25 protein-coding genes and 1 riboswitch are annotated in these 25249 nt (G+C 43.2%); of the genes, 10 read left to right on the forward strand and 15 right to left on the reverse strand.

Features of this window, described 5'->3' with window-relative positions; all coding sequences use genetic code 11:
* Positions 1-230 precede the first annotated feature (230 nt).
* Both NIAKO_RS06965 and trxA read left to right on the forward strand, forming a co-directional pair.
* Positions 231-1151, forward strand: coding sequence for a DnaJ C-terminal domain-containing protein (locus tag NIAKO_RS06965; RefSeq protein WP_014217704.1), 921 nt, complete (start codon positions 231-233; stop codon positions 1149-1151).
* Between the two features lie 12 nt (positions 1152-1163).
* The gene (gene trxA, locus NIAKO_RS06970) at positions 1164-1463 is read left to right on the forward strand and encodes a thioredoxin (protein WP_014217705.1); all 300 of its coding nucleotides are present in this window, start codon (positions 1164-1166) and stop codon (positions 1461-1463) included.
* Between the two features lie 3 nt (positions 1464-1466).
* Here the strand turns inward: trxA and NIAKO_RS06975 are convergent, their stop codons facing one another.
* From NIAKO_RS06975 to NIAKO_RS07015, 9 genes are all read right to left on the reverse strand, one after another.
* Positions 1467-1916 (reverse strand): cold-shock protein, encoded by a 450-nt coding sequence (locus tag NIAKO_RS06975; RefSeq protein WP_014217706.1) that lies wholly within the window; start codon positions 1914-1916, stop codon positions 1467-1469.
* Positions 1917-2156: 240 nt separating this feature from the next.
* Positions 2157-3476 (reverse strand): DEAD/DEAH box helicase, encoded by a 1320-nt coding sequence (locus NIAKO_RS06980; protein ID WP_014217707.1) that lies wholly within the window; start codon positions 3474-3476, stop codon positions 2157-2159.
* Positions 3477-3524: 48 nt separating this feature from the next.
* The gene (locus NIAKO_RS06985) at positions 3525-4319 is read right to left on the reverse strand and encodes a DUF481 domain-containing protein (RefSeq protein ID WP_014217708.1); all 795 of its coding nucleotides are present in this window, start codon (positions 4317-4319) and stop codon (positions 3525-3527) included.
* Entirely contained in the window at positions 4316-4840 is a 525-nt protein-coding gene (locus NIAKO_RS06990) for a DsbA family protein (RefSeq protein WP_014217709.1), read from the reverse strand. The genes NIAKO_RS06985 and NIAKO_RS06990 overlap by 4 nt, the downstream gene beginning before the upstream one ends.
* 1 nt (position 4841) lies before the next feature.
* A complete protein-coding gene (locus NIAKO_RS06995; RefSeq protein WP_014217710.1) occupies positions 4842-5312 on the reverse strand; it encodes a redoxin domain-containing protein in 471 nt (156 codons plus the stop codon).
* 262 nt (positions 5313-5574) lie between these two features.
* The gene (locus tag NIAKO_RS07000) at positions 5575-6000 is read right to left on the reverse strand and encodes a VOC family protein (protein WP_014217711.1); all 426 of its coding nucleotides are present in this window, start codon (positions 5998-6000) and stop codon (positions 5575-5577) included.
* 76 nt (positions 6001-6076) lie between these two features.
* On the reverse strand, positions 6077-6940 hold the full coding sequence (locus tag NIAKO_RS07005; protein WP_207622481.1) for a helix-turn-helix domain-containing protein: 864 nt from the start codon (positions 6938-6940) through the stop codon (positions 6077-6079).
* 65 nt (positions 6941-7005) lie between these two features.
* Positions 7006-7899, reverse strand: a complete 894-nt coding sequence (locus NIAKO_RS07010) for a helix-turn-helix domain-containing protein (RefSeq protein ID WP_014217713.1) — start codon at positions 7897-7899, stop codon at positions 7006-7008.
* A gap of 10 nt (positions 7900-7909) precedes the next feature.
* Complete coding sequence (locus NIAKO_RS07015; protein ID WP_014217714.1) at positions 7910-8734, reverse strand: SDR family NAD(P)-dependent oxidoreductase; 825 nt, start codon at positions 8732-8734, stop codon at positions 7910-7912.
* A gap of 289 nt (positions 8735-9023) precedes the next feature.
* Here NIAKO_RS07015 and NIAKO_RS07025 point away from each other — a divergent pair, with 289 nt between their 5' ends.
* The 5 genes from NIAKO_RS07025 (at position 9024) to NIAKO_RS07045 (ending at position 13947) form a co-directional block, all read left to right on the forward strand.
* Entirely contained in the window at positions 9024-10721 is a 1698-nt protein-coding gene (locus NIAKO_RS07025; protein WP_014217716.1) for a S41 family peptidase, read from the forward strand.
* A 169-nt stretch (positions 10722-10890) separates the two neighbouring features.
* Positions 10891-11295, forward strand: coding sequence for a DoxX family protein (locus tag NIAKO_RS07030; RefSeq protein WP_014217717.1), 405 nt, complete (start codon positions 10891-10893; stop codon positions 11293-11295).
* A gap of 4 nt (positions 11296-11299) precedes the next feature.
* Positions 11300-12286: an alpha/beta fold hydrolase gene (locus NIAKO_RS07035; protein ID WP_014217718.1), complete on the forward strand. Its 987-nt coding sequence runs from the start codon at positions 11300-11302 to the stop codon at positions 12284-12286.
* 67 nt (positions 12287-12353) lie between these two features.
* On the forward strand, positions 12354-13127 hold the full coding sequence (locus NIAKO_RS07040) for a hypothetical protein (protein ID WP_041346451.1): 774 nt from the start codon (positions 12354-12356) through the stop codon (positions 13125-13127).
* Positions 13108-13947: a formylglycine-generating enzyme family protein gene (locus tag NIAKO_RS07045; protein WP_014217720.1), complete on the forward strand. Its 840-nt coding sequence runs from the start codon at positions 13108-13110 to the stop codon at positions 13945-13947. Before NIAKO_RS07040 ends, NIAKO_RS07045 begins: the two co-directional genes overlap by 20 nt.
* Here NIAKO_RS07045 and NIAKO_RS07050 read toward each other — a convergent pair.
* Positions 13925-15280, reverse strand: coding sequence for a voltage-gated chloride channel family protein (locus tag NIAKO_RS07050; RefSeq protein ID WP_014217721.1), 1356 nt, complete (start codon positions 15278-15280; stop codon positions 13925-13927). The two genes, NIAKO_RS07045 and NIAKO_RS07050, sit on opposite strands and share 23 nt — an antisense overlap.
* 35 nt (positions 15281-15315) lie before the next feature.
* A riboswitch (Fluoride riboswitch) is annotated at positions 15316-15383 on the reverse strand.
* 187 nt (positions 15384-15570) lie between these two features.
* Positions 15571-16461, reverse strand: a complete 891-nt coding sequence (locus NIAKO_RS07055) for an NAD(P)H-binding protein (RefSeq protein ID WP_014217722.1) — start codon at positions 16459-16461, stop codon at positions 15571-15573.
* A gap of 77 nt (positions 16462-16538) precedes the next feature.
* Between NIAKO_RS07055 and NIAKO_RS07060 the strand changes: the two genes are divergently transcribed.
* Entirely contained in the window at positions 16539-16922 is a 384-nt protein-coding gene (locus NIAKO_RS07060) for a winged helix-turn-helix transcriptional regulator (RefSeq protein WP_014217723.1), read from the forward strand.
* A 55-nt stretch (positions 16923-16977) separates the two neighbouring features.
* Here the strand turns inward: NIAKO_RS07060 and NIAKO_RS07065 are convergent, their stop codons facing one another.
* On the reverse strand, positions 16978-17373 hold the full coding sequence (locus NIAKO_RS07065; protein WP_014217724.1) for a DoxX family protein: 396 nt from the start codon (positions 17371-17373) through the stop codon (positions 16978-16980).
* Between the two features lie 105 nt (positions 17374-17478).
* Between NIAKO_RS07065 and NIAKO_RS36470 the strand changes: the two genes are divergently transcribed.
* Entirely contained in the window at positions 17479-20052 is a 2574-nt protein-coding gene (locus NIAKO_RS36470) for an NACHT domain-containing protein (protein WP_081196017.1), read from the forward strand.
* A gap of 27 nt (positions 20053-20079) precedes the next feature.
* On the opposite strand, the gene NIAKO_RS07075 is transcribed toward NIAKO_RS36470, so the two are convergent.
* On the reverse strand, positions 20080-20601 hold the full coding sequence (locus NIAKO_RS07075) for a hypothetical protein (protein ID WP_014217726.1): 522 nt from the start codon (positions 20599-20601) through the stop codon (positions 20080-20082).
* Between the two features lie 201 nt (positions 20602-20802).
* Positions 20803-21414 carry a fibronectin type III domain-containing protein gene (locus tag NIAKO_RS07080; RefSeq protein WP_014217727.1) on the reverse strand — a complete coding sequence of 204 codons (612 nt, stop codon included), beginning with the start codon at positions 21412-21414 and terminating at the stop codon, positions 20803-20805.
* 602 nt (positions 21415-22016) lie between these two features.
* On the opposite strand from NIAKO_RS07080, the gene NIAKO_RS07090 reads away from it, so the two are divergent.
* A complete protein-coding gene (locus NIAKO_RS07090; RefSeq protein WP_014217729.1) occupies positions 22017-22784 on the forward strand; it encodes a MerR family transcriptional regulator in 768 nt (255 codons plus the stop codon).
* 39 nt (positions 22785-22823) lie between these two features.
* Here the strand turns inward: NIAKO_RS07090 and NIAKO_RS07095 are convergent, their stop codons facing one another.
* Entirely contained in the window at positions 22824-25208 is a 2385-nt protein-coding gene (locus NIAKO_RS07095; protein ID WP_014217730.1) for an ABC transporter permease, read from the reverse strand.
* Between the last annotated feature and the right edge of the window lie 41 nt (positions 25209-25249).

Below are 25249 nucleotides of genomic sequence, written 5' to 3' on the forward strand. Positions count from 1 at the left end.
AAAGAACAGTTACTTTGTTGGGTAGGGGCGCTAAAATTAGGATTTTGGGGAAATAAGCGAAATCAATTAATTCTATAAATCGATAGGTAAAACCTATATGGCAGAAAGGGACAAAATGTTATGATAAATTTGTGTTTTATGCCAATTTGACTTTTGTCAACGCACCTCCTGAGTGCTTTATGAAAAGGTACAGTATTTGAAACAATTCAATTACAAAACAGTAGATTATAATGGAATATAAAGACTATTATAAAGTATTGGGGGTAGAAAAAACTGCTACCCAGGACGAGATAAAAAAGGCTTATCGCAAGCTGGCTGTTAAATATCACCCCGATAAAAATGCGGGTGATAAAAAAGCCGAGGAAAAATTCAAGGAAGTAACCGAAGCCAACGAAGTGCTCAGCGATCCGGAAAAGCGTAAAAAGTACGATACATTAGGCGCCAACTGGAAACAGTACGAGCATGCAGACTTTAGTGGGGCAGGTGGTGGCGGTTTTGGCGGCCAGCGGGGCGGACAAAGTTATTATGAATATAACGGTGACGCTGAAGACATTTTTGGCGGTGGTGGATTCTCTGACTTCTTCAAATCCTTCTTTGGCGGTGGTGGCGGTGAAAGAAGTTACGGTGGCTTTCAACAGGAAATGCCGGGCCAGAGTATTGAAGGCGAAGCAACCATAACCCTGCAGGAAGCTTTTACCGGTACCGAACGTATTATTGATCTGGGCACCGAAAAACTGAAAGTCAAAATAAAACCTGGTGCCTATGAAGGACTGGTGCTGAAATCGAAAGGCAAGGGAATGAAAGGCCGTGGCGGAAAAGCCGGTGACCTGTTCATTACGGTACATATACAACCGAATCCTGTATTTAAAAGAACCGGTAACGACCTGCACATAGAGGTGCCTGTAGATGCATTTACGTTGATGCTGGGGGGTAAGCTGCCGGTTAAAACCCTTTCAGGTGAAGTGACCATCACTGTTCCTGAAGGAACACAAAACGGGAAAAAGTTGCGGTTGAAAGGGAAGGGAATGCCGGTATATAATCAACAGGCAGTTGGTGACCTGTATATAAAAATAGAAGCCAAATTACCGGACTCTTTTACTGAAGAACAAAAAGAACTGATAAAGAAATTACAGGACAGTTATAAAAAATAAAAATCGAGTGATATGAAAGAGAATTTTCAAAGTGTGCTGAACGAAGATAAACCAGTGTTGGTAGATTTTTTTGCTGAATGGTGTGGCCCCTGTAAAGTACAGGCGCCGGTGTTGAAAGAAGTAAAATCCGAGATCGGCGACAGCGCCCGTATCATCAAGATAGATGTAGATAAAATGCCCGCCATTGCCCAGGCATATCAGATCAGCGGCGTGCCCACCCTGATATTATTCAGGAAAGGCAGGCCTGTTTGGCGGCAATCAGGTGTTGCCAGCAAAAAACAATTGGTTGATCTGATAAAACAACATGTTTAGGAGTTATTTGACTACCTCAACAAGTAATGCAACCGGACCCTTTGGACTATTTTGTACTTCAAAAGAAACTCTGTCGTTCTCTTTTATGGCAACTGACAGTTCGTTCACGTGTACAAAAACGCGTTCTTTGGTAATGGCGTCGATTATAAACCCGAACCCTTTCAGGTCATTGAAAAAACTAACCACCCCGGTTCTTCTTTCATTTGCAGGTCTATCTTCCTGTTTAGGAATACTGATCTGCATTTCTTCCTGACGAAATACCTTTCTTTTCTTCGGATCTGGCGGCACGGAGGTTAAATTACCATTTTCATCCACGTAAGCAATCATGTCATCAAGGCTCTTTTTTTCCTTGTTATTCTTACGTTCCTGCATTTTTTCCAGCTTGTCCTGTTGTTTCCGCTGGCGATTCTTTTCTCTTTCTCTTTTGTTAAATGTTTCTTGTGATTTAGACATATATAAATTTTGGTGATTCCTGCCGAGGCAGGATTAATTGTTTTGAACCGTAATATCTGAGTAAAGCAATGAGAGGGGCGATAATAGACGAGACTATTAATAAGCAAAGCCCTATATAATAATATGCGAAGATCAGACGGATAAAAGCAAAGCTACGAAAATATATCGATATTTCGAAACCTTTGCTTTGCTGCGGACCGTGAAATAATGGAACAAATGAAGAAACAAAATGTTCATTTACTATTTCGCCACATCAATCTTCACTTTCTTATTCTTGATCTTCTCATCCTTGATCGAATGCAGGGTATGGCTGGCTTTTGATTTACGGATAGCTACAAAAGAGAAGAAATCCTTCACTTCTATTAACCCGATGTCTTCTTTCTTCAGCTGTCCTCTGTTGGTGAAAAAGCCTACGATGTCAACCTTGTTTATTTTGTCTTTTTTGCCTGCGCCGATAAAGAAAGTGGTCCAGCCGGGTTTTTGAGGTAGCTCGGCATTTTCGGGCAACTCAATATTGGCCGGTTCGGGAGTAATATATTCAGGTAAATATTCATGTGGGGCCAGTATCAAAATAGCGGTGCCGCTGGCATCCATGCGGGCTGTACGGCCATTGCGATGGGTAAAGGATTCCTGCGAAGTGGGGAGTTGATAATGTACAATGTAACGGATGTTGGGAATATCCAAGCCACGGGCAGCCAGGTCGGTGGTCACCAGTACATTGGAGCTTCCATTGCGGAATTTGCATAAAGCCACATCACGGTCGCGCTGTTCCATGGCGCCGTGATAGAATACACTCACGATGCCTTTTTCTTTCAAAAAGTTGTTTACCGTTTCAACAAATTCGCGTTGATTGCAAAAGACGATGGTAGAACGGTTGCCCAGGTGACAGATCAGCCTGAACAGCGTTTCGGCTTTATCCCTGTCGCTGCTTTTTACCGTTTGAATGGCCAGGGCTTCTGATTTCTCCCCGGTTAAAAAGTTTATTTTAACGGGATCCTGTAAACCCACGAATTCCGGCACTTCCACTGCTTCGGTGGCGGATGTGAGAATCCGTTTTTTCAGGGCGGGCAGTGAGCTTATAATGAACGACATTTCTTCATCAAATCCCTCTTCCAGCGATTTATCAAATTCATCCAGTACCAGGGTTTCAATATGGGTGGTGGTAATATTACCGCGGCGGATATGATCTGCCAACCGGCCGGGAGTGCCTACAATGAGGGCAGGAGCCTGCAACAGGTTGTTTTCTTCGGTTTCCCGTTTATGGCCGCCATAGCAACAGGTGATCTTAAAACCAGTTCCCATCTTTTTAAATACCTGCTCAATTTGCAGGGCCAGTTCCCGGCTGGGCACAATGATCAGGGCCTGGGTTACATGCCGTTTATCCAGCAATTGGGTTACAGGTAACAAAAATGCCAGCGTTTTTCCTGAACCGGTATCGGCCAGCAAAACCACCGAATTGGAGGTTTTATTGGCTTCCAGCGATGCCTGCTGCATCTCATTCAACTCATCGATCTGTAAATTCGAAAGCGTGTTCTCAATAGAAAATGTAGTTTCCGCCATTCGGCGAAAGTACGTCAATTTCAAGGGATTTGCTGGATAAATGCTTTTCTACAGGCTCAACAACACCCCGTTGCTTAAACTGAAATAAAACTTTTCAATTGGTACTACAGGCGCGGTATCATACATACCGGAGAAGGAAATGGATAAGGCAACATGCTTGCCCGCCTTTACATTCCATTGAGCATGAGGCGCGAGACGGGGTTTAAACCGGTCGGGCCGGGTTTGCAGAAATACGTTGAAGGTGATATCGTTGTTGCTGTTAGGGTCCCAGGTAAAGCGGATGTAGGAGTTGATTTTGGTAAAGTAATTGGTGATGGGCGTAACATCGCCGGGTAATTTGGCAGAATCCACCCCCACATAGTCCCATTTCTCCTCTTCATACATTAACCCCAAACCGCAATTGAACTCAAAGCGTTGTCCTTTCGTGATGTTATACCTCAGGTTGGCGCCGGCCAGGATCCGGTGCTCGATGCCGCGTTTATTATCCCACTGGTATTGCACAAAAGGTTCAGGTTGTAATTTGTTCTTATAGTTATGCCGGTAACGGAGGTGAACAAAACCGGCATTCAGAATATCATCGGGCCCATTGTAGGTGAACCGGTAACTGGCTGCCAGGATAAACAGTTCTTTGTATTGCTGCAACATGGCTTCTGCCGTATTGGTAGCATCGTACAGAACGGTTTTTTGCCGGTCGATTTCCAGCCCGGAATTTAAATTAAAATCAAATATTGCATGGCGCGCATAATCCGTTGTATCGGTTCTGTCGATGTTGAGGATCTGCGCTTGCATCAGGATAGGTAGTAAGGTAACTGTTAATACTACAATCAGTGTTTTTATCTTCATAAGGGAAAAGAACTTTTGAGATATTGTAACAGGTCATCATTTTCCCAGCTGCCGGTATATTTTTCTCCATTGATAAAAAAAGTGGGTGTGGCGCTAACGCCGCTGCGCATCCCACTGTAAAAATGGCTGTCTATTTTTTGGGCCAGATCTTCCCGCTCCATGTCTGCCGAAAACCGTTCCATTTGCAAGCCAATGCCCACTGCGTATTCCAGCAGGGCCGTGTGGTGCAGCCGTTTTTGATTTTCGTAAATAACATCGTGCATCTCCCAGTATTTGTTCTGCAATCCGGCGGCTTCGGCAGCCAATGCAGCCATGCGTGCCTGGGGATGAATTTTGGTAAGTGGAAAATTGCGGAACACAAATTTTACCTGGTGGCCCACCTGTTGCAGCAGGTCCTTCACAATCGGGTAAGCCCTTCCGCAATAAGGGCATTGATAATCGCCATATTCAACCAGTTCTATTGGGGCGTTGGATGGTCCAAAAAGATAGTCTGTTTCGTTTACCGGCGTTCGTAAGGCCATGTTACCCTTTTTTATTTTTGTCCATTTCCTCCAGTGCGTCCATAATGCCATCTGCGCCGGGGTTCACGCCAACGGGCGACAGGTAATTCCAGGCAATGGTCCCTTTTTCATCTATTACGAACAACGCTCTTTTGCACTCGCCAATTGCCTCATCGTACACTCCATAGGCCTTTGCAACAGCGCCTTTGGGCTCAAAGTCTGCCAGCAGCGGGAAATGTAATTTCCGGTCGGCCGAAAAAGACATATGACACCATTTGCCATCTACTGAGATCCCTATTAACTGCGCATTGGCTTTGTGAAAATAATCGAGCATTTCATTATATAAAGCCATCTGGTCAGAGCATACGGGGCTCCAGTCGGCGGGATAAAAAGCGAGGATAACCCGCTTGCCCTGCAGGCTGCTTAAACTGATCTTTTGGTCGGGGGTGGCATATAATTCAAAATCGGGCGCTTGTGATTGGATAGGAAGCATAGTAATGATTTGTACAAACTTACCGATTTAATAAGAAAGTTGATAGGGTTGACGGAGTTGGTAGAGTTGATAAAGGAAAGGCAAAGGGCAAAAGGCAAAGACAGGTTCAACATTTGACAGGTTGCATTTAATCGCGAGGCTCGATTGCCGATTGCCGATTGCCGATTGCCGATTGCCGATTGCCGATTGCCGATTGCCGATTGCCGATTGCCGATTGCCGATTGCCGATTGCCGATTGCCGATTGCCGATTGCCGGTCTTATCTATGCATTCTGCAACTTCTCTATATCGAACTTTTTCATTTGCATATACACCTGGATCACTTTTTGCGCCTTAGCCGGGTCGCTTAACAATTTGGGAAGAATGGCAGGCACAATTTGCCAGCTAACCCCAAACTGGTCTTTTAACCAGCCGCACTGGCCTTCACTGCCGCCATTTGCGGTTAGTTTCTCCCAGTAGTAGTCGATCTCTTCCTGGGTTTCGCAATCCACCACAAAAGAAACCGCTTCGTTGAATTTAAACTGCGGACCGGCATTCAAACCCATAAATTTCTTGCCATTCAGTTCAAAGGTTACCACCATCTGGTTATCGGCGGTGATTTTTGAATTTTTGAAAATAGCGCAATAGAAGGTAGCGGCGGCCTGAGCTTGTCCATCGAACCACAGGCAGGGATAAATTTGATTATTCATGTTTTTGTTATTTGTGTTTTAATTGATAACACAAAGTAACAGCGGGGCAATCCGCCAAAATAGAACAAACCCGACATTATTCAGCCTGGCCGAATTTCAGATATGCTGCGGGCGTAATACCGGTAAATTCCTTAAAAGCGCGGATGTAATGGCTTTGGTCGGCATAACCATTGTTAAAGGCGATATCGCTGAGTTTGGCGAACTGGCGGCCGTTGAGTTGCTGAAAGGCATTATTGAACTGGGAAATACGCCGGAACAGGCTGGGGGCAATGCCGATGTTCTTTTCAAACAGCCGTTGGAAGGTGCGTTCGGTGATGTGCAGTTCCTGCTGCACTTTTAACAGGGCGTCTTTGGAAGCGTTTTGCGCAATGGCCAGGGTGGCAAAGCGGATCAGCTGGCAATCGGCTTTGGTTTTGGTGATCAGGCTGAATATGTAGTCATCCAACAGGGTAAGCATAGCTGCCGTGGACCCGGCATTCAACAACTGTTCCTGCAGTTCCCGGGTGGTGGCCGCATCCAGCAGGTTCAGGCCGATGGGACTATTGGTGAGTTCCCGGGCCGAAACGCCAAAAAGGCTATATAGTGCAAACGGTTTAAAAAAATAAGCAATGAGCGTAAAGTTATCACGGATGGTCAGGGTTTCGGGGAAAACGGTTTGTCCAAACAGCGTTAGGTTGTTGGAGTTATTTTGAATGGTTCCTTTGGCGGTTTGAAATAAAAGGGTAGGCGACCCATTGGCGTACAGGGGCAGCGTGAACGGGTTGGTGACGAGCACCTCCTCTATGACAAGTATCCTGTCTACATAACTGCTGATCTTTTCGCAAGGCAATGGGTTGCTTACTTTCATTGTTTCGGTATTGATCAGGAATGGACCAAAGATAACGTTGAATATCCAAAATTGAATGTTGAAGTAAATACAATCGGCGATATTGTCTTTCACTTCAACATTCAAAGTTCGACCCGCCTTCGCCAAGGCTCCGTCGGGCAAGCATTCAATATTCATTATTAATTTGCCTGGGCATGCTTCCTGAACTCCAGGGGTTTCATCCCCGTTTGTTTTTTGAACAACCGGGTGAAGTAGGAGGTGTTCTCAAAACCCAGCTCATAGGCAATTTCGGCAATACTGCGATCGGCTGTTTTCAACAGGTTCTTTGCTTCCGAGATCAGCGAAAGATGGATCAGCTCCAGGGCCGTTTTACCGGTTTCCTGTTTCAGCAGATCGCTTAAGTACCGGGGTGATAAGTGTAATTGTTCCGCCATCGCATTCACCGAAGGAAGGCCTTTACGCTGTAAACCCCCATCTTCAAAATAATGCTGCAGGGCAGTGTTGAATTTGGTGACGGTTTTGCCGGAGAGGTCTGTGCGGTTTATGAACTGCCGTTTATAAAACCGCTGCGAATACATCAGGATGGAAGCCACGTGCCCCAGCATAATTTCGCGGCTGTACTCATCCTGGTTGTTGTTGTATTCAGCCTTGATCTTATCGTGCAGCTCCCACATAATGGTTTCTTCTTTTGGCGAAATATGCAGGGCTTCATTCACCTCATAATCAAAGAAACCATATTTCTGCATGACGTTGAACAGCTCATGTCCGTGCAGATAATCCTCATGGATCATGATCATAAACCCGTTTTCTTCAAACTGCAGATTGTGCATTTGAATGATCTGGCGCGGTTTCATAAAAAACATGGACCCATTGGTATTGTCGTAAGCCGTACGGCCATACAGGATCACGCCCGCTTCCAACTTTTTTAACGCGACCAGGTATGCATCTGCTGTAAACTCTCTGTCGCCAATAGGGCAATCGCGTTGACAACCTACTATGCTGAATAACGGATTTTCCGGCGGTGGCCAGCCATTGCCAATATGCAGTTCGCTCAATGTTTTATAGTGTGTCATAACCTGTTATTTAATGACCCTGGGCAGCAATACTTACTTCTTTCCATGCTTCTACCTCTTTCAACCGCTGGGTATATACCTGTTGAACAGTATTGTATGCAACGGTTCCTAATAATAACCTTTGAGGTGGGTTATTGTTGTCTGCTACCTGCAATACAGGCGCTACAGTTGCTTCGGGTTTGCCCCAGAAAGTTGGGTTTTCACTACCTTTTGCAAAGGCTGCCCGTACCGGTGCATAGTCTTCAATGTCGCTGGCCGTGCGGGTGGCGGAAGCACCTGCCCAATCAGTAGCATAACCATTGGGTTCTATCAACGTGGTTTTAATACCCAAATGCGCTGTTTCTTTTGCAATGCTTTCAATCAATCCTTCCACTGCAAATTTGGATGCATTGTAAACACCCAGCAATGGCAGCGTGGTTATTCCCAGGTAGCTGCTCGTTTGGATAATGTGACCACTTTTCTGTTTACGAAAAATGGGAAGAACCGCCTGTACCACCCATAAAGAACCAAAGAAATTGGTTTCCATTTGATACCTGGCCTGTGCTTCGGTAGTTTCTTCGGTTGTGCCAAATACCCCGTTGCCGGCGTTATTGATTAAAACGTCGATGCGGCCGAAGTGTTTTTCTATTTTGTTAACCGCTGCAAAAACCTCGGTACGGTTGTTTACATCCAGTTGCAGGGGTAATACATTGTCGCCATAGGTGGCTGCCAGTTCGTTTAAAGCAGTGAGGTTGCGGGCGGTGGCGGCTACTTTATCGCCGCGTTTTAAAAATGCTTCAGCCCATAATTTTCCAAATCCTTTTGAGGCGCCTGTGATGAAGATTATCTTGCTCATAGTACTTTGTTTTGAATCAATTAATTTGATAAAACAAAGCTAGTATGGGCTATTCCGCAGAAATAACCCGTTTGAGGGTAAGAATAGCACAAAAGTACGATAATGAGTGGTCAGTGGTGAGTAAGCGTCCTGGTGTTCGGGGGCTGAATAATCGCGGGATCACTCACTACTCACCTGTTTTTGAGTATCTTGGGATCCCGATAAAATCGGGCCGGCCAGGCCGATGGCAGACTGGCTTATTTCAATTGGTTTACATATGACTTTACGGACCCAAAGAAGTAACCTTATTATGAAAAAACAATTCCTTATTCTGTTGACAATTATCGGGTCATTCAATATTGCGCACGGAAATCAAACAGCCGATACGGCTACCCGTAACCTTACTTCTTACCAGATCACTTCCCTGCAGGTGTTAGGTCAGGTATGGGGCTTTTTAAAATACTATCATCCCAATGTTGCAAAAGGTCAGCTGAATTGGGATAGTGTGTTGATTGCAAAAATACCTGTGTTTCTTGTTGCTGGCAATGCCCGCGCGTTGAACGAGGTGGTACTAACCTGGCTCAATGAACTGGGAAAAGTGCCTGCCTGTACACAGTGTGATAATACGCTTACAGACAGGCTCAGTTATAATTTTGATACTGCCTGGATCACACATAGGGGTTTTAATGGGGAGCTGGTGAGTAAACTGCAATATATTCTTACCAACAGGAGTCAGGGTGCATGCTATTATGCTGCTTATGGCACAACTCATCAGATAAAAATTATCAATGAAGAAGCATACGGAAGCCCCGGGTTTCGATATCCATCACCTGATTACCGGCTGTTGACGCTGTTCCGGTACTGGAATATTGTAAATTATTTTTCACCTTATAAATACATTACTTCTAAAAAATGGGATTCGGTATTGACTGAATTGATCCCTCCATTCTACCAGGCAAAAGATGAGTTGCAATACCAGTTGAATATAATTAAAATGATCGGGATGCTGGAAGATGGGCATAGCACTTTTAGTGGTGCTGGCTGGTCACGACAGATTCGTAATCTGATTGGAGATTATAGTTACCTTCCGTTTTCATGCTTTATTGTAGAAGGCAAGGCCGTTGTTGATTTAATTACTAACGACTCTTTGTGTAAGGCACAGGGAATTGCGCTGAACGATGTTATTGTTAGCATAGATGGTGAAACTATTGAAGAACGAATAAATAAGTATTGGCCATTTATTTGCAATGCTTCCAATAAAGAAGGCGGCCTTTTTGCATTATGCAATTCGTTTTTGTTTGCAGGGAACACCGGCAACTGCGCCATTACCAGGTTAACCCCTCAGGGCGTAACCACCTCACTTAATATAGAAAGATCGAAATCCCCCTTGCCATATGCTCCTCCGGTACCCATAGTATGGAAAATGCTGCCAGATAACATCGGTTATATTGATATGAGCGAATTGCAGACCAGGGATGTTGATAAAATAATGGATAGTCTTGGTGCTACGCGGGGAATTATTATTGATATCCGTAATCACCCCAACGATACGTGGCCTGTTATTGCGGCCAGATTGAGTTCCCATACATATCTGGCACCCAGAATGATTTACCCGGACCTTAGCTACCCGGGCATGTACAAATATTACGGCGATCGTATTGCAGGAAAAGACCAGTCTTCTCCCTATGCCGGCAAAGTAGTGCTGCTGGTAAATGAACATACAAAAAGTCATGGCGAGTATAGTGCGATGGCATTACAGGGGGCTGCAAAAACAATAACGATTGGCAGTACCACTTCAGGCGCTGATGGAGACTGGACGGAATGGATAGTTTTGCCCGGACAATTCAAAACCCGGTTTTCCGGCCTCGGTGTTTATGACCTGGATGGTACTGTTGCGCAAAAGAAGGGAGTAAATATTGACATCGTATGTAAGCCCACAATAAAGGGCCTGCAGCAGGGACGGGATGAACTGATAGAAGCAGCCATAAAAGTCATAAACGGGAAGTAATTAAGAACCTGGTTTGAAATTTTTAAGCCGTTCCATTACCGGGGACGGCTTTTTCATTTTCACGATTGTCTAACCCGCCCCCTAATTCGCCTACTTCACGGTTTTTTGCTTTTACCGCCCTCCCCGGCGGCCCATCTTTGTGTCATCAATAAACACAAAACCAACAAACATGAAAACGAGATCAACAAAAGCAATTTACCGGGCAGGCGTAATTTTAACCTCATTATGGTTTGGAACAAGTGGTGTTTGTGAGCTCACAAAAAATCCGCTCGTATGGGACATTACTTTACAACTGGGTTACCCTGCACACTTTATTTACATTTTGGGTGTAGCAAAAGTTGCCGGCGTACTGGTACTGTTAACTCCAAATAAATTGCTGAGATTAAAAGAATGGGTTTTTGCAGGCGTATTCTTCGATATCACTTTTGCCTTCTTTTCCAAATTAAGCGTGCTGGGCTTTGCAGCAACAGTAGATGCCATCGTTGCCTTTGCAATGGTTTCCGTAACTTATGTAATGTTTAGGAAATTCCGCCGTAGCCATCAACTAAAATTACCAAACAATAAATCATTATAATAGCATGAAACCTTCACACATCATTCGTAACCGTTTTTTAATGGCAGCCGTATTCAGTCTTACAGTTAATTTTTTACAGGCACAAAACAACTTCGGCAAAATAGAACAAATAAAAGCCGGCGTGCTCGATATTGGCTATGCCGAAGCAGGAGCGCCCAGTGGACAACCGGTTATTTTATTGCATGGCTGGCCTTATGATATCTATAGCTTTAAAGAAGTATCGGCTTTATTAGCAGCAAAAGGTTATCATGTGTTTGTTCCTTATTTACGCGGTTATGGCACCACCCGCTTTCTCGATGCGGCTACGCCCCGCAACGGACAACAAGCCGCCCTGGCGGCAGATGTGATCGCCTTTATGGACGCCCTTAAAATTGAAAAAGCCGTTATTGGCGGGTTCGACTGGGGTGCACGTACTGCGGATATTGTAGCCGTCCTTTGGCCGGAGCGGGTAAAAGCCCTGGTATCGGTAAGTGGATATTTGATCGGCAGCCAGCAGGCCAATAAAGCGCCCTTGTCGCCCAAAGCGGAATTGTCGTGGTGGTACCAGTATTACTTTGCTACCGAACGCGGCGAAAAGGGGTACGAGGCCAACCGGCGCGATTTCGACAAACTGATCTGGCAAACTGCTTCACCCGATTGGAAATTCTCCGATGCCGTGTTTGCACAGTCAGCCGCTGCGTTCGACAATCCCGATCATGTGGCCATTACCATTCATAATTATCGCTGGAGACTGGGGTTGGTACAAGGCGAAGCCAAATACGATGAACTGGAGAAGAAACTCGCTACATTCCCGGTGATTACGGTGCCAACGGTTACGCTGGAAGGAGATGCCAATGGCGCCCCACATCCTGACCCTGCCAATTATGCGGCCAAATTCAAAGGGAAATATGCCCACCACACTATAACAGGCGGTATTGGTCATAACCTGCCGCAGGAAGCGCCAAAAGCGTTTGCAGATGCGATCGTAGAAGCGGACGGGTTTGCCAAATAATTGCAGATTCACAGATGGATAATAAGGGACTGTTGGTTTTTCAACAGTCTTTTTTTATTTTGTTCCTATGAAACCCCATTATTACTCTTTAGGTTATATGTTATGGTTGGCAGCCTGTTCTTCGCCGGCTGCACAAAACACCACGCAGACTGAAACCCCAAAAAAAGATTCAATGATAGCAGCCATTGATTCCATATTGGGGAGCAATAATATAACGATACCGCCTTATGGGGTGGGTAAAGTGGACGTGCTGATTGAAAAAATAGCAGTCGAAAATCCCCGATCTACTGATGAAACCCGGACGCTTGATCCAAAACTGTATGACTCGCTTTCGCTTCCGGAAAAATTTACCTATAACATGATCCATCCGGAAACCTACATGCAGATCTGTAGTATACTGCCCATGAGAGAGGACGAAGACAAACGCATCTACGGCCATTTACCCAACACCTTTGGCGAATACGGCTGGAGCGAAAGGCAATTGATTTTTTTTATTAAGAACCGGGATACCGTAAGTCAGCTGATGAAACCTGTTATTGAAAAAAGCAGCAAGGTAGGCGGCAATATTAAAGAGGCAATTGTTAAAATGAACGGCACAGAACTAATACCTTACCTGATCGATTTCTATAATAGGGAAAAGAAAGATCATTATATTCTTACTGTGCTGATGTTGTTGATGAAGGAAAATCAATATGGCGCATTCGTGAACTCTTTTTATTACAGTAAATTATATGAGCCAAAAAGCGGGGAATATGGTGCTTACCTGAATTACAATAAGGCCAATGAAGACCTTATTATTCAACGGGCCACTAATTTCTACAATGGGTTACATAAAATATAAAGGTTGGGTAGTTTCTGCATTGCTGTTTTGCTGGGTTCCCTTGTTGGCACAGCAACGAAATGGTTTTGTACTGGTGCCGAAAGGCGTGTACGAAGTGAGTAAGAATGCCAATACCCAAGCACCTTTGCGCAAAGTATCCATAGACAGTTTTCGCATCGCCATCTACGAAACTACTAACCGGCAATTTGATGCTTTTGTGGCGGCTACCGGTTATATAACCGATGCGGAAAAATTGCATAATGCCCTGGTGTTTGAGCCGGGGTTGGATGAATTTCGCTGGATGGAAGACAGCACTGCCTGTTGGCGATATCCGAATGGCGTTACGCATGGCGGCATTAACAACCGCATGGATCACCCCGTTACGTGCATCAGCTTTCACGATGTACAGGCATATTGTGCCTGGGCTAAGGTGAGGTTGCCAACACTCGATGAGTGGGAGATTGCCTGCAGGGCAGGCACCCGCACCAATTATTTTTTCGGGGATAACGATAAAGCAATCCAATCATACGCCAACATCTGGCATGGTCACGATCACAAAAAGGCCGATACCATCGACGGGTATATGTATACTTCTCCCGTAGGGCATTTCAAACCCAATCCCTGGGGACTGTACGACATGTACGGCAATGTGTTTGAGTTTTGTACAGGTAAAATTTCGCCAAACGAAAAGCCCACCATTGCACATGCCCGCGGAGGCTCCTGGTGGTGTAGCAAAAACGCCTGTCATGCTTTTAACTCCTACAACATTGGGCAGGTGCACATTCGTGCTTCCTTTAGCAACCAGGGATTCAGGGTGGTCAAAAAAACTTCCTTTTACTGATCCGTTTCTCCCTGATCTGTTTCAGCGTTGTATTAGTAGTAGCATCGCCTTCCTGCGTTTTTGACAACCCAATCCGTTGCGACAAATAAATACCCGTGTGTCCGCTGAAGTAGTAAGCAGTAAAACAGGCAATGGCATAGTATAAAATATAATCGCCGCCAAAGAGTTCAACCCCCATAATGGTACAGGCAATGGGCGTATTGGTGGCGCCGGCAAATACGGCAATAAATCCAAGGCCGGCCATCAGGTCAACAGGGGCGCCGGTGAGTACTGCAATGGTATTGCCTAGAGTAGCGCCAATAAAAAATAACGGTGTTACTTCTCCACCTTTAAAACCCATCCCCAACGTAATAGCCGTGAACAGGATCTTCCAGAACCAGCTAAAATAAGTGGCGCCGCCGGGTGTGAAGGCGCTAACAATTGAAACCCCATCAGGATCGGGATTGGTAACACCCAATCCCAGATAATCCCTGGTGCCCAACGCGAATGTTAGACCGATAATAATAATACCACCGATCACCGGGATCAGCCATTTGATCTTTATAAAGCGGTTGCTGTAATTTTTGATGGTATGCGATAGCTCAGAAAAAAGATAGCCTGCCAGTCCGAACAAAACGCCGGCCAGGATCACTTTTGCCAGCAGTAAATAATCAAAATGCAAAAAGGAGATGTTACTGGCAGCAACCGATTTAAAGGTGATGTGGTAAGCGGTGTGATGTATGCCATAAGCCGAACAGGTAAAATCGGCCAGCACACTGGCCATAAAGCAGGGCAGGAGTGCCTTGTAATTTATGCGGCCAATAGTAAGCACTTCCAGGGCAAACAAGGCCCCGGTAACCGGCGTGCCAAACACGGCGCCAAAGCCCGCAGCAATCCCACACATCAACAGAATGCTCAGGTCTTGCTGATTTAATTTAAACCAGCGGCCCAGCAGCGCAGCCATACTGCCACCCATTTGTACGGCAGTGCCTTCCCGGCCTGCAGACCCGCCAAACAGATGCGTAATTATAGTTGTGGCCAACACCAGGGGCGTCATGCGGGTAGGAACACCGCCACCCGGTTCATGAATTTCCTCCATAATGAGGTTATTGCCTGCCTCGGCATTTTTACCCAGGTACTTATACACCGCATAGATCAGGATGCCCGCCAATGGCAGTAAATACAATAGCCAGTCATGCTGCCAGCGGGTTTCAGTGGCTTTTTCAAGCAGCCATAAGAACAGCGCCACCAGGGAGCCTACAATAAAAGAAACCGGGGTGGTCAGGAGCGTCCAGCGAAGCAGGTGATTTAAGATAGAAAGGTGTTCGAAGCGATTGTTAAGTTTTTTTATCATCCTACAAATAGTTTTATAGGGCCATAAGCCATTATGTATTTGTAGGCGCCATCAGTTCCTGGTTGGAACGGTTAAGTAGGAAGACACCATTTCCTTGCGGGTAAAAGTAATAAATATGATTAACATCAGCAAAAATACGGTCTTTTAACGGTGCGTTCGTAGGGGATAATGCTGTACTTTGGTGAAGCAGTTAAGCAATTATCAAACGACGAATACGTCAAAGAAGTTTCACTTTGAATAAGTGTGGTTCTAATGGAAGAGTCCCCCGATGTATCGGGGGACTTATTTTATTATTGTTGTGCATTATAAACAGCCGCAAACTCATGGGCAAAATGGGGGAGTTTTATCTGTCCCCACACTTGCGGTTTATGTACTTCAAAGTCTTCAAACAAAATACCGCTTTTTATGGCAGTACCCATTTCAACATACGTGGTGGCAATGGCGGGCGACATGCCGGCCGAGGTCATACCCGCATAGGTTTCTTCATTGCTGAACTGCACCCAGGGCAAATCATGTTTGTTGATTGCTGCGCCCAACACTTTAACAATCTCGGCGATTGTTCGCTCTTCGCTTACTACATAGCGAAAGCTTTTTCCAGCAAAAGAGCCTTGCAGTTCCTGCGCTGCGGCGATGGCAATGTCATTAGGATGAACCAATACCATTTTGGCATCGCTGCCATAGTTATTGCCCATAACACCCATATGGCGAATGGTGCCGATATCAAAGAAAAAGTTGATGTAAAAAAAGCCTGCCCGTAAATGTTTAACCACAACGCCATCGAGGGTATTCAACGTTTGTTCCACATCGTGCATGCCGGCAATAGGACCGGTGCCTTCGCTCAAATGTGCGCCGATGCTGCTCAGGTTCACCACCTTTTTTACCCCGGATGCTTTAATGGCTGCCCGCAGGTTGTTACCTGTTTCTTTAATGTACTGGCGGTAATTGGTGGCCGCCCAGTTGGGAGGAACCATGGTATAGATGGCATCGGCCCCTTTAAATGCATTGGTTAAAAATGGCACCTCCGACACGGAACCGATCGCTGCCTTTGCTCCTACAGCTTCAATATTGTTAATTTTTTTGGGGTCGCTGCTAATAATGGTAACTTCATGACCGTTGTTTATCAATAGCTCTGCCAGTGGTTTGCTGATATTTCCCAGCGAACCGGTAATGGTGATCTTCATATCCTGTTGATTTATTGTTTATGCAAAGCTATCTTTGAGCATAGAACCATACAAGTACTGACTCCTAAGTAAGTGGCATGACAAAAGTAAAAGAGCAATCAACCCGCAATCAAAATAAAGGCATTTCAGAACTGGCCTGTCCTATCACATATGCAATGAATAAGATCGGCGGTAATTGGAAGTGCACCATTTTGTATTACCTCATGAGCGGTCCTAAACGCTATAGCGAGTTGAAAAAGCTAATACCTGCCATTACAGAAAAAATGCTGGCGCAACACCTCAAGCAGTTGAAGGAAGATAACCTGGTAGCCAAAAAGGAAGAGCAGATAAAGCCCCCTATTACTATTTATAGTTTAACGCCGGCGGCAGATGAACTGCGGCCTATTTTACTGGCAATGGCCAACTGGGCTATTAAAGATAACAAGGAGCAGTTTGAGCATTTGATGAAAGAGCAGGTGTAGTGTTATATAACGAAGCTGCTACTGATGTTTATAAACACCGGTAGCAGCTTTTTTATTATTTCTTCTGAAGTTGTTTATCCAACGCCCACGTATTGCTTTGAATAAATTGCAGTAATACCGCGAAGAATATAAGGTGTAACAGTTGCGTGGGTATAGCGTCCCAGTTTTCGATCGTGGTAGTACCAAAGATCAGCAGGATCATGGCTCCAGCGCCGGCAATCAGTGCCAGCCTGGTAAACAGTCCGATCAATAACAATACTCCTATCACAAATTCTGCAATAGGTAAAGCATAGCTGAACGGCACTACAATTGCCGCGGGCAAAAATGACTTTTGAAAGCTGCCTACCATCCAGTGGCTAAAGCCGTTTAATTTAAGCAAACGTACAAGGCCATGGCCAAACATACTGGTAGCCACTCCTAAGCGGAGGATTAAGAATGAGGTTTTGTTCATTGGTTGGGATAGTTTGGCTGTAAAGGTGAGATATTAATTGATGAAAATCAAGTGATTCTGTTGTGATTTCTTTTTAAATTCAGTAATTTAATGCAAAACATACGTATGGACGTTATCTCTCTGCAGAAAATAGAGGAAGAGCTTAAAAAGACGCATAAACCTGCCATTTATGAGGGATTACCATTGCCATTAAATGAACTGACGGATCGGAGCTTCGAGATTCTTCTATATCATATTTATAGGGAACGGCTTTTGAGAAAAGACGAGGAAATTGTAACCATGTGTGATACGGTGAGCCTTATGCAGGGCGTGGGTGAACAGGGGCGGGATATTATGTTTTCGAGAAATGGAGCTATAACAGGAGTTGTTCAATGTAAAAAGTATAAGAACAATTTATCCAGCCGTGATGTGGGTGCTGAAATATTAAAGTTTGTCATGAATTATTTGAACGATGATTCATTGATTGGTGATCTGGATGACTTTACCTATTATTTCGCTGTGTCGACTGGTTTTAGTGGCGCAACTATTGGCCATTTTAATGATTTTGGAACATATTTATGTAATGAACCGCAATTGGAACAATGGTTCAAAGAAATAGTGAAGAAATATCCAGCCAAGTTTAAAGGCTGGATATACAGCAAAAAGGGAAGTGCAGTAAAAAATGTTCTTGGTAAAATAAAAATTAGGAAAATTATTCCCCAAGACATTGAATATAAATTAAGCGAGTTTGCATATCTCTATGAGTATCTTTTTAAGATACAAAGTGTAACAGACAACTCATTAATGGAGACCATCATAAATAAGTATTTAAAGCCAATTTTGAATAAACTCGATATACAGGATCTTGATAAGCCTGATTACACAAACCGTTTTAGGGAATACCTGACAGAAAGTTTCAACAATTATTCAACCGCTAAGACCCTTGTTTTTGGAAATCAGCAGAAAAAACTGGAAGATTTCTATTATCCATTGAAGGTGATCAAAAAGATTCTTGGTGGATCGGGAAAGTTAAAAGAGGTTTTATTATTGGATGAATATAAAAGTGATTTCATCCCCAAGTATAAAAAAGTAATAGTGCTAGATGATGGCGGAATGGGAAAGTCGACGATTTTTAAATGGTTGTTCCTGAGTTGCATAAAAACAAACAAAGGTATTCCTGTATATATAGAATTGAGAAATCTCAATAAGGATAATGATCTTTTAGATGAAATTACGAATAAACTTAATCCGCTTGATTTCGTTATTGAAAGAAAAGCTACCGCAAAAATATTGTCTCAAAAAGGTTTTGTTTTTTTCTTTGATGGGTATGATGAAATAAAATTTGAGAACCGAGAATTCGTGACAAAGGACTTGCAAAATTTTATTTCTAAATGTACAAATTCTTATTTCGCTATTTCTTCAAGACCGGAAAAGGCACTTTTGGCATTTTCAGAATTTCAGGAATTTGGAATTCAAAAATTGAATAAAGAAGATGCATTTGAATTAATCAAAAAATTAGACAATTATGGGGAAAGATCATTACGTCTTATTGAGCAAATAGAACAAAAAGGGTTGCAAGAAATGCACGAGTTTTTAAGTAACCCATTATTGGTATCGTTACTATTTAAAAAGTTTGAATTTCGAGAATCAATACCATTTAAAAAGCAGGAATTTTTTTATGAGGTATTCGAAGCCTTATTTCAGGCACATGATCTATCAAAGGGTGGGAGTTTTATTAGGGAGAAGGAATCTAAGTTAAGCCTATCTGAATTTTTTCAAATATTACGAGGTATTGGTTTCAGGTGTATCCAAGATGGCATTCAGTTTAACGAAGCACAATTATTGCAAATAGTTAATATAGTAAAAAAGGAATTTGCCATATTGTTTGATTCATATTTATTTTTAAATGATTTAATAAAAGCAGTCCCGCTTTTTGTTAGAGATGGATTGATGGTACGTTGGGCTCATAAATCTATTCAGCAATATTTTGCTGCAGAATACATTTGCAGGGACAGCAAGGAGAATCAGCAGAAAATATTAATGGCTCTGTATAAAAGTGCTCAAGCCTATTCTTATGAATCTATTCTTAGGCTTTGTTATGAGATAGATTATAAAAGCTTTCGATCGAGCATTATTTATTCGTTTTGTAAAGAGACTATAAATAACACAGAAAATGCATTCCATAATTTAAAAAAAGCTGGAAAAATTAGTAGTATAGAACTTGATATTAGAAAGGGGCTTTTGGGTACACAAAAAATGGCTTTGATTTATGGAGCCAATAATTTAGTTGAAAAAAATAAAAAGAAGCTTTATAAAGAATGGGGTGAAGTTCAGGAAATTTATTTACCATTTAACTATGTTGTTCTATCAAATTTAGGGATCTTTGCATTTAGTATAAAGCATCTATTATGTGTTGTGAATGATAAGTTGGTTGATTCTAGAAACCAAATCTGGCCTGGGGATAATATTCTTGTAAACGGCTTACCAAAGGATTTTAATATGAAGCAAGGTGAGTTATTTTTACTAGATAATGACGATCCTGCCCATTTTCTAAATACCCCTAAAAATTTTAAGGTTCTAAATGAATTATTGCTGAGCTTATATATATTAATTGATGTCGAAAAAGTAAAGCAAACTTATGTCCAAATTAACAATGAAAAAGAAAACTTTATTAATGACGATTTTATCTCCGGCTTTTAAATCCCTACAAAATGTTCCACTTGTTAGCTAATTTCTAATAGCCGTCGCACTTACAACCTCCATATTAAAATCCTTCGTACTCTCCGGCGGATACACTTTTAACTCAAAAGGCGTAACCTGTTGAGCAAGAACGTATTTATATACAGGGTAATCTTTATGGTCTAATTCAGTTCGGGTTTCAGTATAAAAAGTAACCCTTACAATAGCATCTTTAAATGGAGCAATAGAGGCTTTATTTCTAATAATCCCACTTATCATATAACCATCAGTAGCATATTTGGAATGATGGAAGAGGTCGGGTTTCTGAATTAATATTTTGTTCTCCTGCATAGTTCCCGAAATCAATAGCATGCCAGCAGGATCTGCAGCTTCTGTTTCTGCTAATTCCTGACGTAATTCTTCCGCTGTTTTGGGATGAGAAGGATAGTCTTTTACCGATTCGTTTGCAGAAGATTGAACCTGAACTGTCCTGGCTCTGGGGGTATGGTTACAGGAAATAATGAGTAGGCAACCAGTAATGGCTTGTACAATCGTTGAAAGGGGCTTCATGGTTAGGGGTTTAACTGCCTTTAAATACGATTAAGTGTAACGTTTATTGTAAACGCTGTTCAAATAAATTTACCTGTAAATGAAAACCCGGAGAGACTTGTTGGTTTTAATAGATGCTTTATTTATCGTATAGTATTGAAATATAGCTTATAAACCAATGCCCCGACTTCAGGCCAGGGCATTTTATTGATTGTGTAATATTTACTGTATCACCCTCGTAACCACTGGCGAGTAAGCCAGCAATTCACCACGGCCAATGGCAATTCCGCGGAACCAGTACCGCTTGTCGGAGGTAAGCCCTTTTATAGTATAGGAGCGCAGTGAGCTTCCTATGCTTTTCCAGATCGTATTAGGGCCGGGTGGTTCGGTTGTATATTCAAATATAAAAGCTACAGCTCCGGTAGCATTTTTAATACGGATAGTTACTTCGCCCGGTTCACCCAGGATAACCTCCAGTTTCTTAATGCTCGGTGGCGAACCTGCGGCGCCTTCTTCGGTTATGTCGAATCCACTGCTCAATAATAAGGACCTGTCGCCTTTGCAGATCTCGGTTACATAGGCGGCTAGTTCATCTAACAGATTGTGTATAATATCCTTGTTGTTATCTTTTACAGCCACCATTTCCTTATCCCGCCCGGTGGCATGGGCAAGAGAGAGCTGATACTCAGGGATTATTTTTTTTAGTTGGGCGAGGGCTGCAGGCGGATCGGGAAAAACCGGGTTGTTTTCCATTTTATCTACCACACACCTGCTAAGGACAGCCAGTTCATTCTGGCGAACTTTCCTGCGGTTACCCAGGATCTTGTAATTCATACTGCGAAGGTTTTAAGAATTAATTAATTGTGCTCGATTGCTACTATCGATCCTTTTAACCTTGCACGATTTATTTGTATCTGATACATAATAAACCGGTTCACCGTGTATGTTTTGTTGTTATATACAAATATATGATAACTGTATACGGAATAATCTTTAATAGAAAGTAATTTCTCATGTGCAAGGAATCATTTCCTACGGGAAATGACATTTTTCTCATGGGAAATTTGGTAGTTCATTAAAGAAAAAGTGTTTTTCTCATGAGAAATTGATGTTCGCACCTGGGAAAATGTTGTATTCTCATGAGAAAAAATATTTTTCGCATGAGAAAAACATAATTTCTAATGCGAAATTTTACAATTTCAATGAGAAATGACTCATTTCGTATGAGAAAAGATCAATTTCTTTTACGCGGGAACATTTTTCTCATGAGAATCGATTCATTTCTCATGAGAAAATATCGGTTCATTGATGAATTTTCATCAGTAATTATAATAGCGGACCATTTATTTGCAGGAACCGCTAAAAAAGCGAAACTTTCTCTTGACTCTTACCTTACGTCATAGCATATATTTGTCCGGAGGTATAAAATCCAAACGATGGACAACTATTCTGTAAAAAAGCTTTCGGGTCTGGCAGGTGTTAGCGTGCGCACCTTACACCTGTATGACAAAATGGGCTTATTAAAACCTTCTGTACGTACTGCGGCCGGGTACAGGCTGTACGGCGAAAATGAACTGTTGCGTTTACAGCAGATCCTTTTTTATCGGGAACTCGATTTTCCATTGAAAGACATCCAAACCATTCTGGATGATCCTGCATTTGACCTGGTGCAGGCATTGGAAGCTCACAAAAAAGCGCTGTTGGCCCGGAAGGAAAGAATAAACACATTGGTTGGTACCATTGAAAAAACATTGGTAACACTAAAAAACAACACTATGTTACGGGTTGAAGATTTATACGAAGGCATTCCACGCGAAAAGATGGAAGCTTACAGAACCGAAGCCATGACAAAATGGGGTAAGCAAGCCGTTTTGGAGGTGGAAGACTCTTTGCGAAGTTTCAGTAAAGAAGAAATGGAAGCAATGAAAACAGAGTTGAATGAGTTGACGAACCGGTTGGCCGCGCTCATGAATGGCGACCTCACCAGCAGGGAAGTACAGGAATGTATTGCCCGGCGGTACCAGATCATTCTTCGGTTAACCGGTGGAAAAATTGAAATGGGCAAACTGGAGTATTTCAGAAAACTGGGTGAACTGTATGTGGCGGACAATCGTTATACCCCTGTAAATGGACTGCCCAGCATGGAACTGGCGCTTTTTATAAAAGACGCCACTGACCATTATATTAAAACGCAGGAAGTATAAATGTGATGAGCCCTCCCGACAGGCCGGGAGGGCCATTTTTTATTCCATTCTTAAACTCTTCACGGGATTGGCCATCGCTGCTTTTATTGCCTGCACGCTTAAGGTAGCAAATGCAATGATGAGAGAAATAATTCCTGCCAGGGTAAACATCCACCATTGCAATTGAATGCGGTAAGCGAAATCTTCGAGCCATTTACTCGAGATCAGCCAGGAAACCGGTACTGCCAATAGCAGGGAAATGAGTACCACCTGTAACAAACTTTTGGTGAGCAGCAGCACCGTGTTTTGAACACTTGCTCCTAATACTTTTCGGATCCCGATCTCTTTCACCCGTTTTCCTACCGTAAAAGTGATTAATCCAAATAAACCCAAACAGGAAATAACGATGGCAAGAATGGTAAATCCTAACAGTATCTTTCCCTGTTTTTGTTCAGCCTCATATTGCGCAGCAAAGTTTTTGTCGAGGAAATGATATTCAAAAGGCGAGGCGGCGTCGAATTTTCTAAAAGTGTTCTCGATATATTTTATGGTTTGGGCAGTATTACGTTCATCGATTCTAACATATACATTATCCTGGTCATACACCTGGTGGGGCAATTCAATTACCATGGGGCCTATTTCATGCTGCAGGGAATAAATATGAAAATCCTTTACCACCCCAACGATATTGGCAGTAAATAATTTGCCCGTTGAATCTTTGCCCCTTGAAACTCTTTTACCCATAGCAGAGGTCCAGCCCTGTTTTTTAACAAAGGCTTCGTTCACCATTACAGCCTGGGAGTCGGATGCCAGCTGTTTCGAGAAATTACGTCCTTCCAGTAATTTGATCTGCATAGCCGGAATGAAATCAGGATCGATATTCATTATATATGCCAGGTTACTACGTTGGTCAAATACGCCATTCTTTTCAACGCTGTAATCCGTCATGCCGATATCATTGTTGCCTATCGGATTGCTTGCCGAGGCAACAGCCTTCACCATTGGGTTTTGTAACAGTTCGGTACGAAGCGCTTCTACCCGGGTGCGCACGGCTCTTGAATCCAGGTGAAAGGTTAGGAGTTGTTTTTTATTGAACCCAAGATCGGTATTCAACATAAAACTCAACTGCAAATAAATGATCAGCGAGGTAGTGATCATCACTACCGTTATGGCAAATTGAAAAAGCACGAGTGATTTGCGGAAGATGGTTTGTCCCTTTACATCACCCAACTGATTTTTCAACGCCGGGATTGTTTTAAACTTCGACAGAAAGAACGCCGGGTACCAGCCGCCAATAAAACCCGTGATACCACAAAATGTGAGTATACATGACGCTGTAGGCGTTATGCCGAATTGCCAGATGGATAATTGTTTGCCGGTAACATAATTGAACAACGGCATGGTTAGCATTACCAACACCAGGCTGATGGTGGCCGCACAAAAGATGGTAAGAAACGATTCTGTTAAAAACAGTCCGATCAGGTTTTTTCCGTTTGAACCGATGATCTTTCTCACAGCTACTTCCCGCAATCGGATGGAGGCGCGGGCAGTTGTGATATTGATATAATTGATGAGGGCGATAAGAAGCACCAATAATCCTACGATCGAGATCACATAGGTGTATTTTATATCGTGGTTGTAGCCCAATTCGTATGCCAGGTGCGATTGCAAATGAATAGACGTCAGGGGTTGCAGTTCTAAGGAGAAATGGATATTAACCGCATTGATAGTAAGATATTTTATCACAAAAACCGGCAGCTTGGCGCGAAGCCGGTTAACGTCTGCATGTTGTTTCAGGAGAATATAGGTATAGTGTTCCTGCCTGCCCCAATCGGAAATAAAATCGGGAGGAAAGGAACGTACAGCCTTGAAACTAAAGTGGGAGTTATCAGGCACATCATCGATAACACCCGTAACAGTGTACAGGGTGTTATCCATTTTCACTGTTTTGTTCAGTGCCGATACAGGATCCGGTACCAGTTTGGCCGCAAGTGATTTGGTAAGCACAATGCTGTTAGGTTTTTCCAACGCATGCGTATTGCCTGCCAGAAAATGCCAGGTAAAAATGGTAAAGAAGGAAGGGTCTGAAAAAAAGATCGCATCTTCTTTAATGATTTTTTCTTCATAGGTAAGAATGCCACCACCTTCGGCATGAATACGAACGGCATCTTCTACTTCGGGAAAATCTTTTTTCATGGCCGCAGCGGTATAGCCGGAAGTTCCCGTGATATCAAACTTCTCCGTACCCCATTTCCCGTGAGAGACTACCCGGTAGATGCGATTGGCTTTTTGGTGATACCGATCGTAGCTCAATTCATGCGCCACAAAAAGCGCTATCAGCCATACCGCGGTAAAACTCAATGCCAGGCCTGAGATATTAATAAAGGAAAAAATGGAATGTCTTCTCAGGTTCCGCCAGGCAGTTATGAAGTAATTTTTTAGCATAATAGCATGCTTTCTTCAAAGGAAGCGCATAACAAGCCAAT

Origin of the sequence: Niastella koreensis GR20-10 (genome assembly GCF_000246855.1) — a bacterium.
GTDB lineage: Bacteria > Bacteroidota > Bacteroidia > Chitinophagales > Chitinophagaceae > Niastella > Niastella koreensis.

Excerpts from the sequence above, each read along its gene's own strand:
- NIAKO_RS06965 (WP_014217704.1), top strand. The coding sequence starts at position 231 with ATGGAATATAAAGACTATTATAAAGTATTGGGGGTAGAAAAAACTGCT.
- trxA (WP_014217705.1), top strand. The coding sequence starts at position 1,164 with ATGAAAGAGAATTTTCAAAGTGTGCTGAACGAAGATAAACCAGTGTTG.
- NIAKO_RS06975 (WP_014217706.1), bottom strand. The coding sequence starts at position 1,916 with ATGTCTAAATCACAAGAAACATTTAACAAAAGAGAAAGAGAAAAGAAT.
- NIAKO_RS06980 (WP_014217707.1), bottom strand. The coding sequence starts at position 3,476 with ATGGCGGAAACTACATTTTCTATTGAGAACACGCTTTCGAATTTACAG.
- NIAKO_RS06985 (WP_014217708.1), bottom strand. The coding sequence starts at position 4,319 with ATGAAGATAAAAACACTGATTGTAGTATTAACAGTTACCTTACTACCT.
- NIAKO_RS06990 (WP_014217709.1), bottom strand. The coding sequence starts at position 4,840 with ATGGCCTTACGAACGCCGGTAAACGAAACAGACTATCTTTTTGGACCA.
- NIAKO_RS06995 (WP_014217710.1), bottom strand. The coding sequence starts at position 5,312 with ATGCTTCCTATCCAATCACAAGCGCCCGATTTTGAATTATATGCCACC.
- NIAKO_RS07000 (WP_014217711.1), bottom strand. The coding sequence starts at position 6,000 with ATGAATAATCAAATTTATCCCTGCCTGTGGTTCGATGGACAAGCTCAG.
- NIAKO_RS07010 (WP_014217713.1), bottom strand. The coding sequence starts at position 7,899 with ATGACACACTATAAAACATTGAGCGAACTGCATATTGGCAATGGCTGG.
- NIAKO_RS07015 (WP_014217714.1), bottom strand. The coding sequence starts at position 8,734 with ATGAGCAAGATAATCTTCATCACAGGCGCCTCAAAAGGATTTGGAAAA.
- NIAKO_RS07025 (WP_014217716.1), top strand. The coding sequence starts at position 9,024 with ATGAAAAAACAATTCCTTATTCTGTTGACAATTATCGGGTCATTCAAT.
- NIAKO_RS07030 (WP_014217717.1), top strand. The coding sequence starts at position 10,891 with ATGAAAACGAGATCAACAAAAGCAATTTACCGGGCAGGCGTAATTTTA.
- NIAKO_RS07035 (WP_014217718.1), top strand. The coding sequence starts at position 11,300 with ATGAAACCTTCACACATCATTCGTAACCGTTTTTTAATGGCAGCCGTA.
- NIAKO_RS07040 (WP_041346451.1), top strand. The coding sequence starts at position 12,354 with ATGAAACCCCATTATTACTCTTTAGGTTATATGTTATGGTTGGCAGCC.
- NIAKO_RS07045 (WP_014217720.1), top strand. The coding sequence starts at position 13,108 with ATGGGTTACATAAAATATAAAGGTTGGGTAGTTTCTGCATTGCTGTTT.
- NIAKO_RS07050 (WP_014217721.1), bottom strand. The coding sequence starts at position 15,280 with ATGATAAAAAAACTTAACAATCGCTTCGAACACCTTTCTATCTTAAAT.
- NIAKO_RS07055 (WP_014217722.1), bottom strand. The coding sequence starts at position 16,461 with ATGAAGATCACCATTACCGGTTCGCTGGGAAATATCAGCAAACCACTG.
- NIAKO_RS07060 (WP_014217723.1), top strand. The coding sequence starts at position 16,539 with ATGACAAAAGTAAAAGAGCAATCAACCCGCAATCAAAATAAAGGCATT.
- NIAKO_RS07065 (WP_014217724.1), bottom strand. The coding sequence starts at position 17,373 with ATGAACAAAACCTCATTCTTAATCCTCCGCTTAGGAGTGGCTACCAGT.
- NIAKO_RS36470 (WP_081196017.1), top strand. The coding sequence starts at position 17,479 with ATGGACGTTATCTCTCTGCAGAAAATAGAGGAAGAGCTTAAAAAGACG.
- NIAKO_RS07075 (WP_014217726.1), bottom strand. The coding sequence starts at position 20,601 with ATGAAGCCCCTTTCAACGATTGTACAAGCCATTACTGGTTGCCTACTC.
- NIAKO_RS07080 (WP_014217727.1), bottom strand. The coding sequence starts at position 21,414 with ATGAATTACAAGATCCTGGGTAACCGCAGGAAAGTTCGCCAGAATGAA.
- NIAKO_RS07090 (WP_014217729.1), top strand. The coding sequence starts at position 22,017 with ATGGACAACTATTCTGTAAAAAAGCTTTCGGGTCTGGCAGGTGTTAGC.
- NIAKO_RS07095 (WP_014217730.1), bottom strand. The coding sequence starts at position 25,208 with ATGCTAAAAAATTACTTCATAACTGCCTGGCGGAACCTGAGAAGACAT.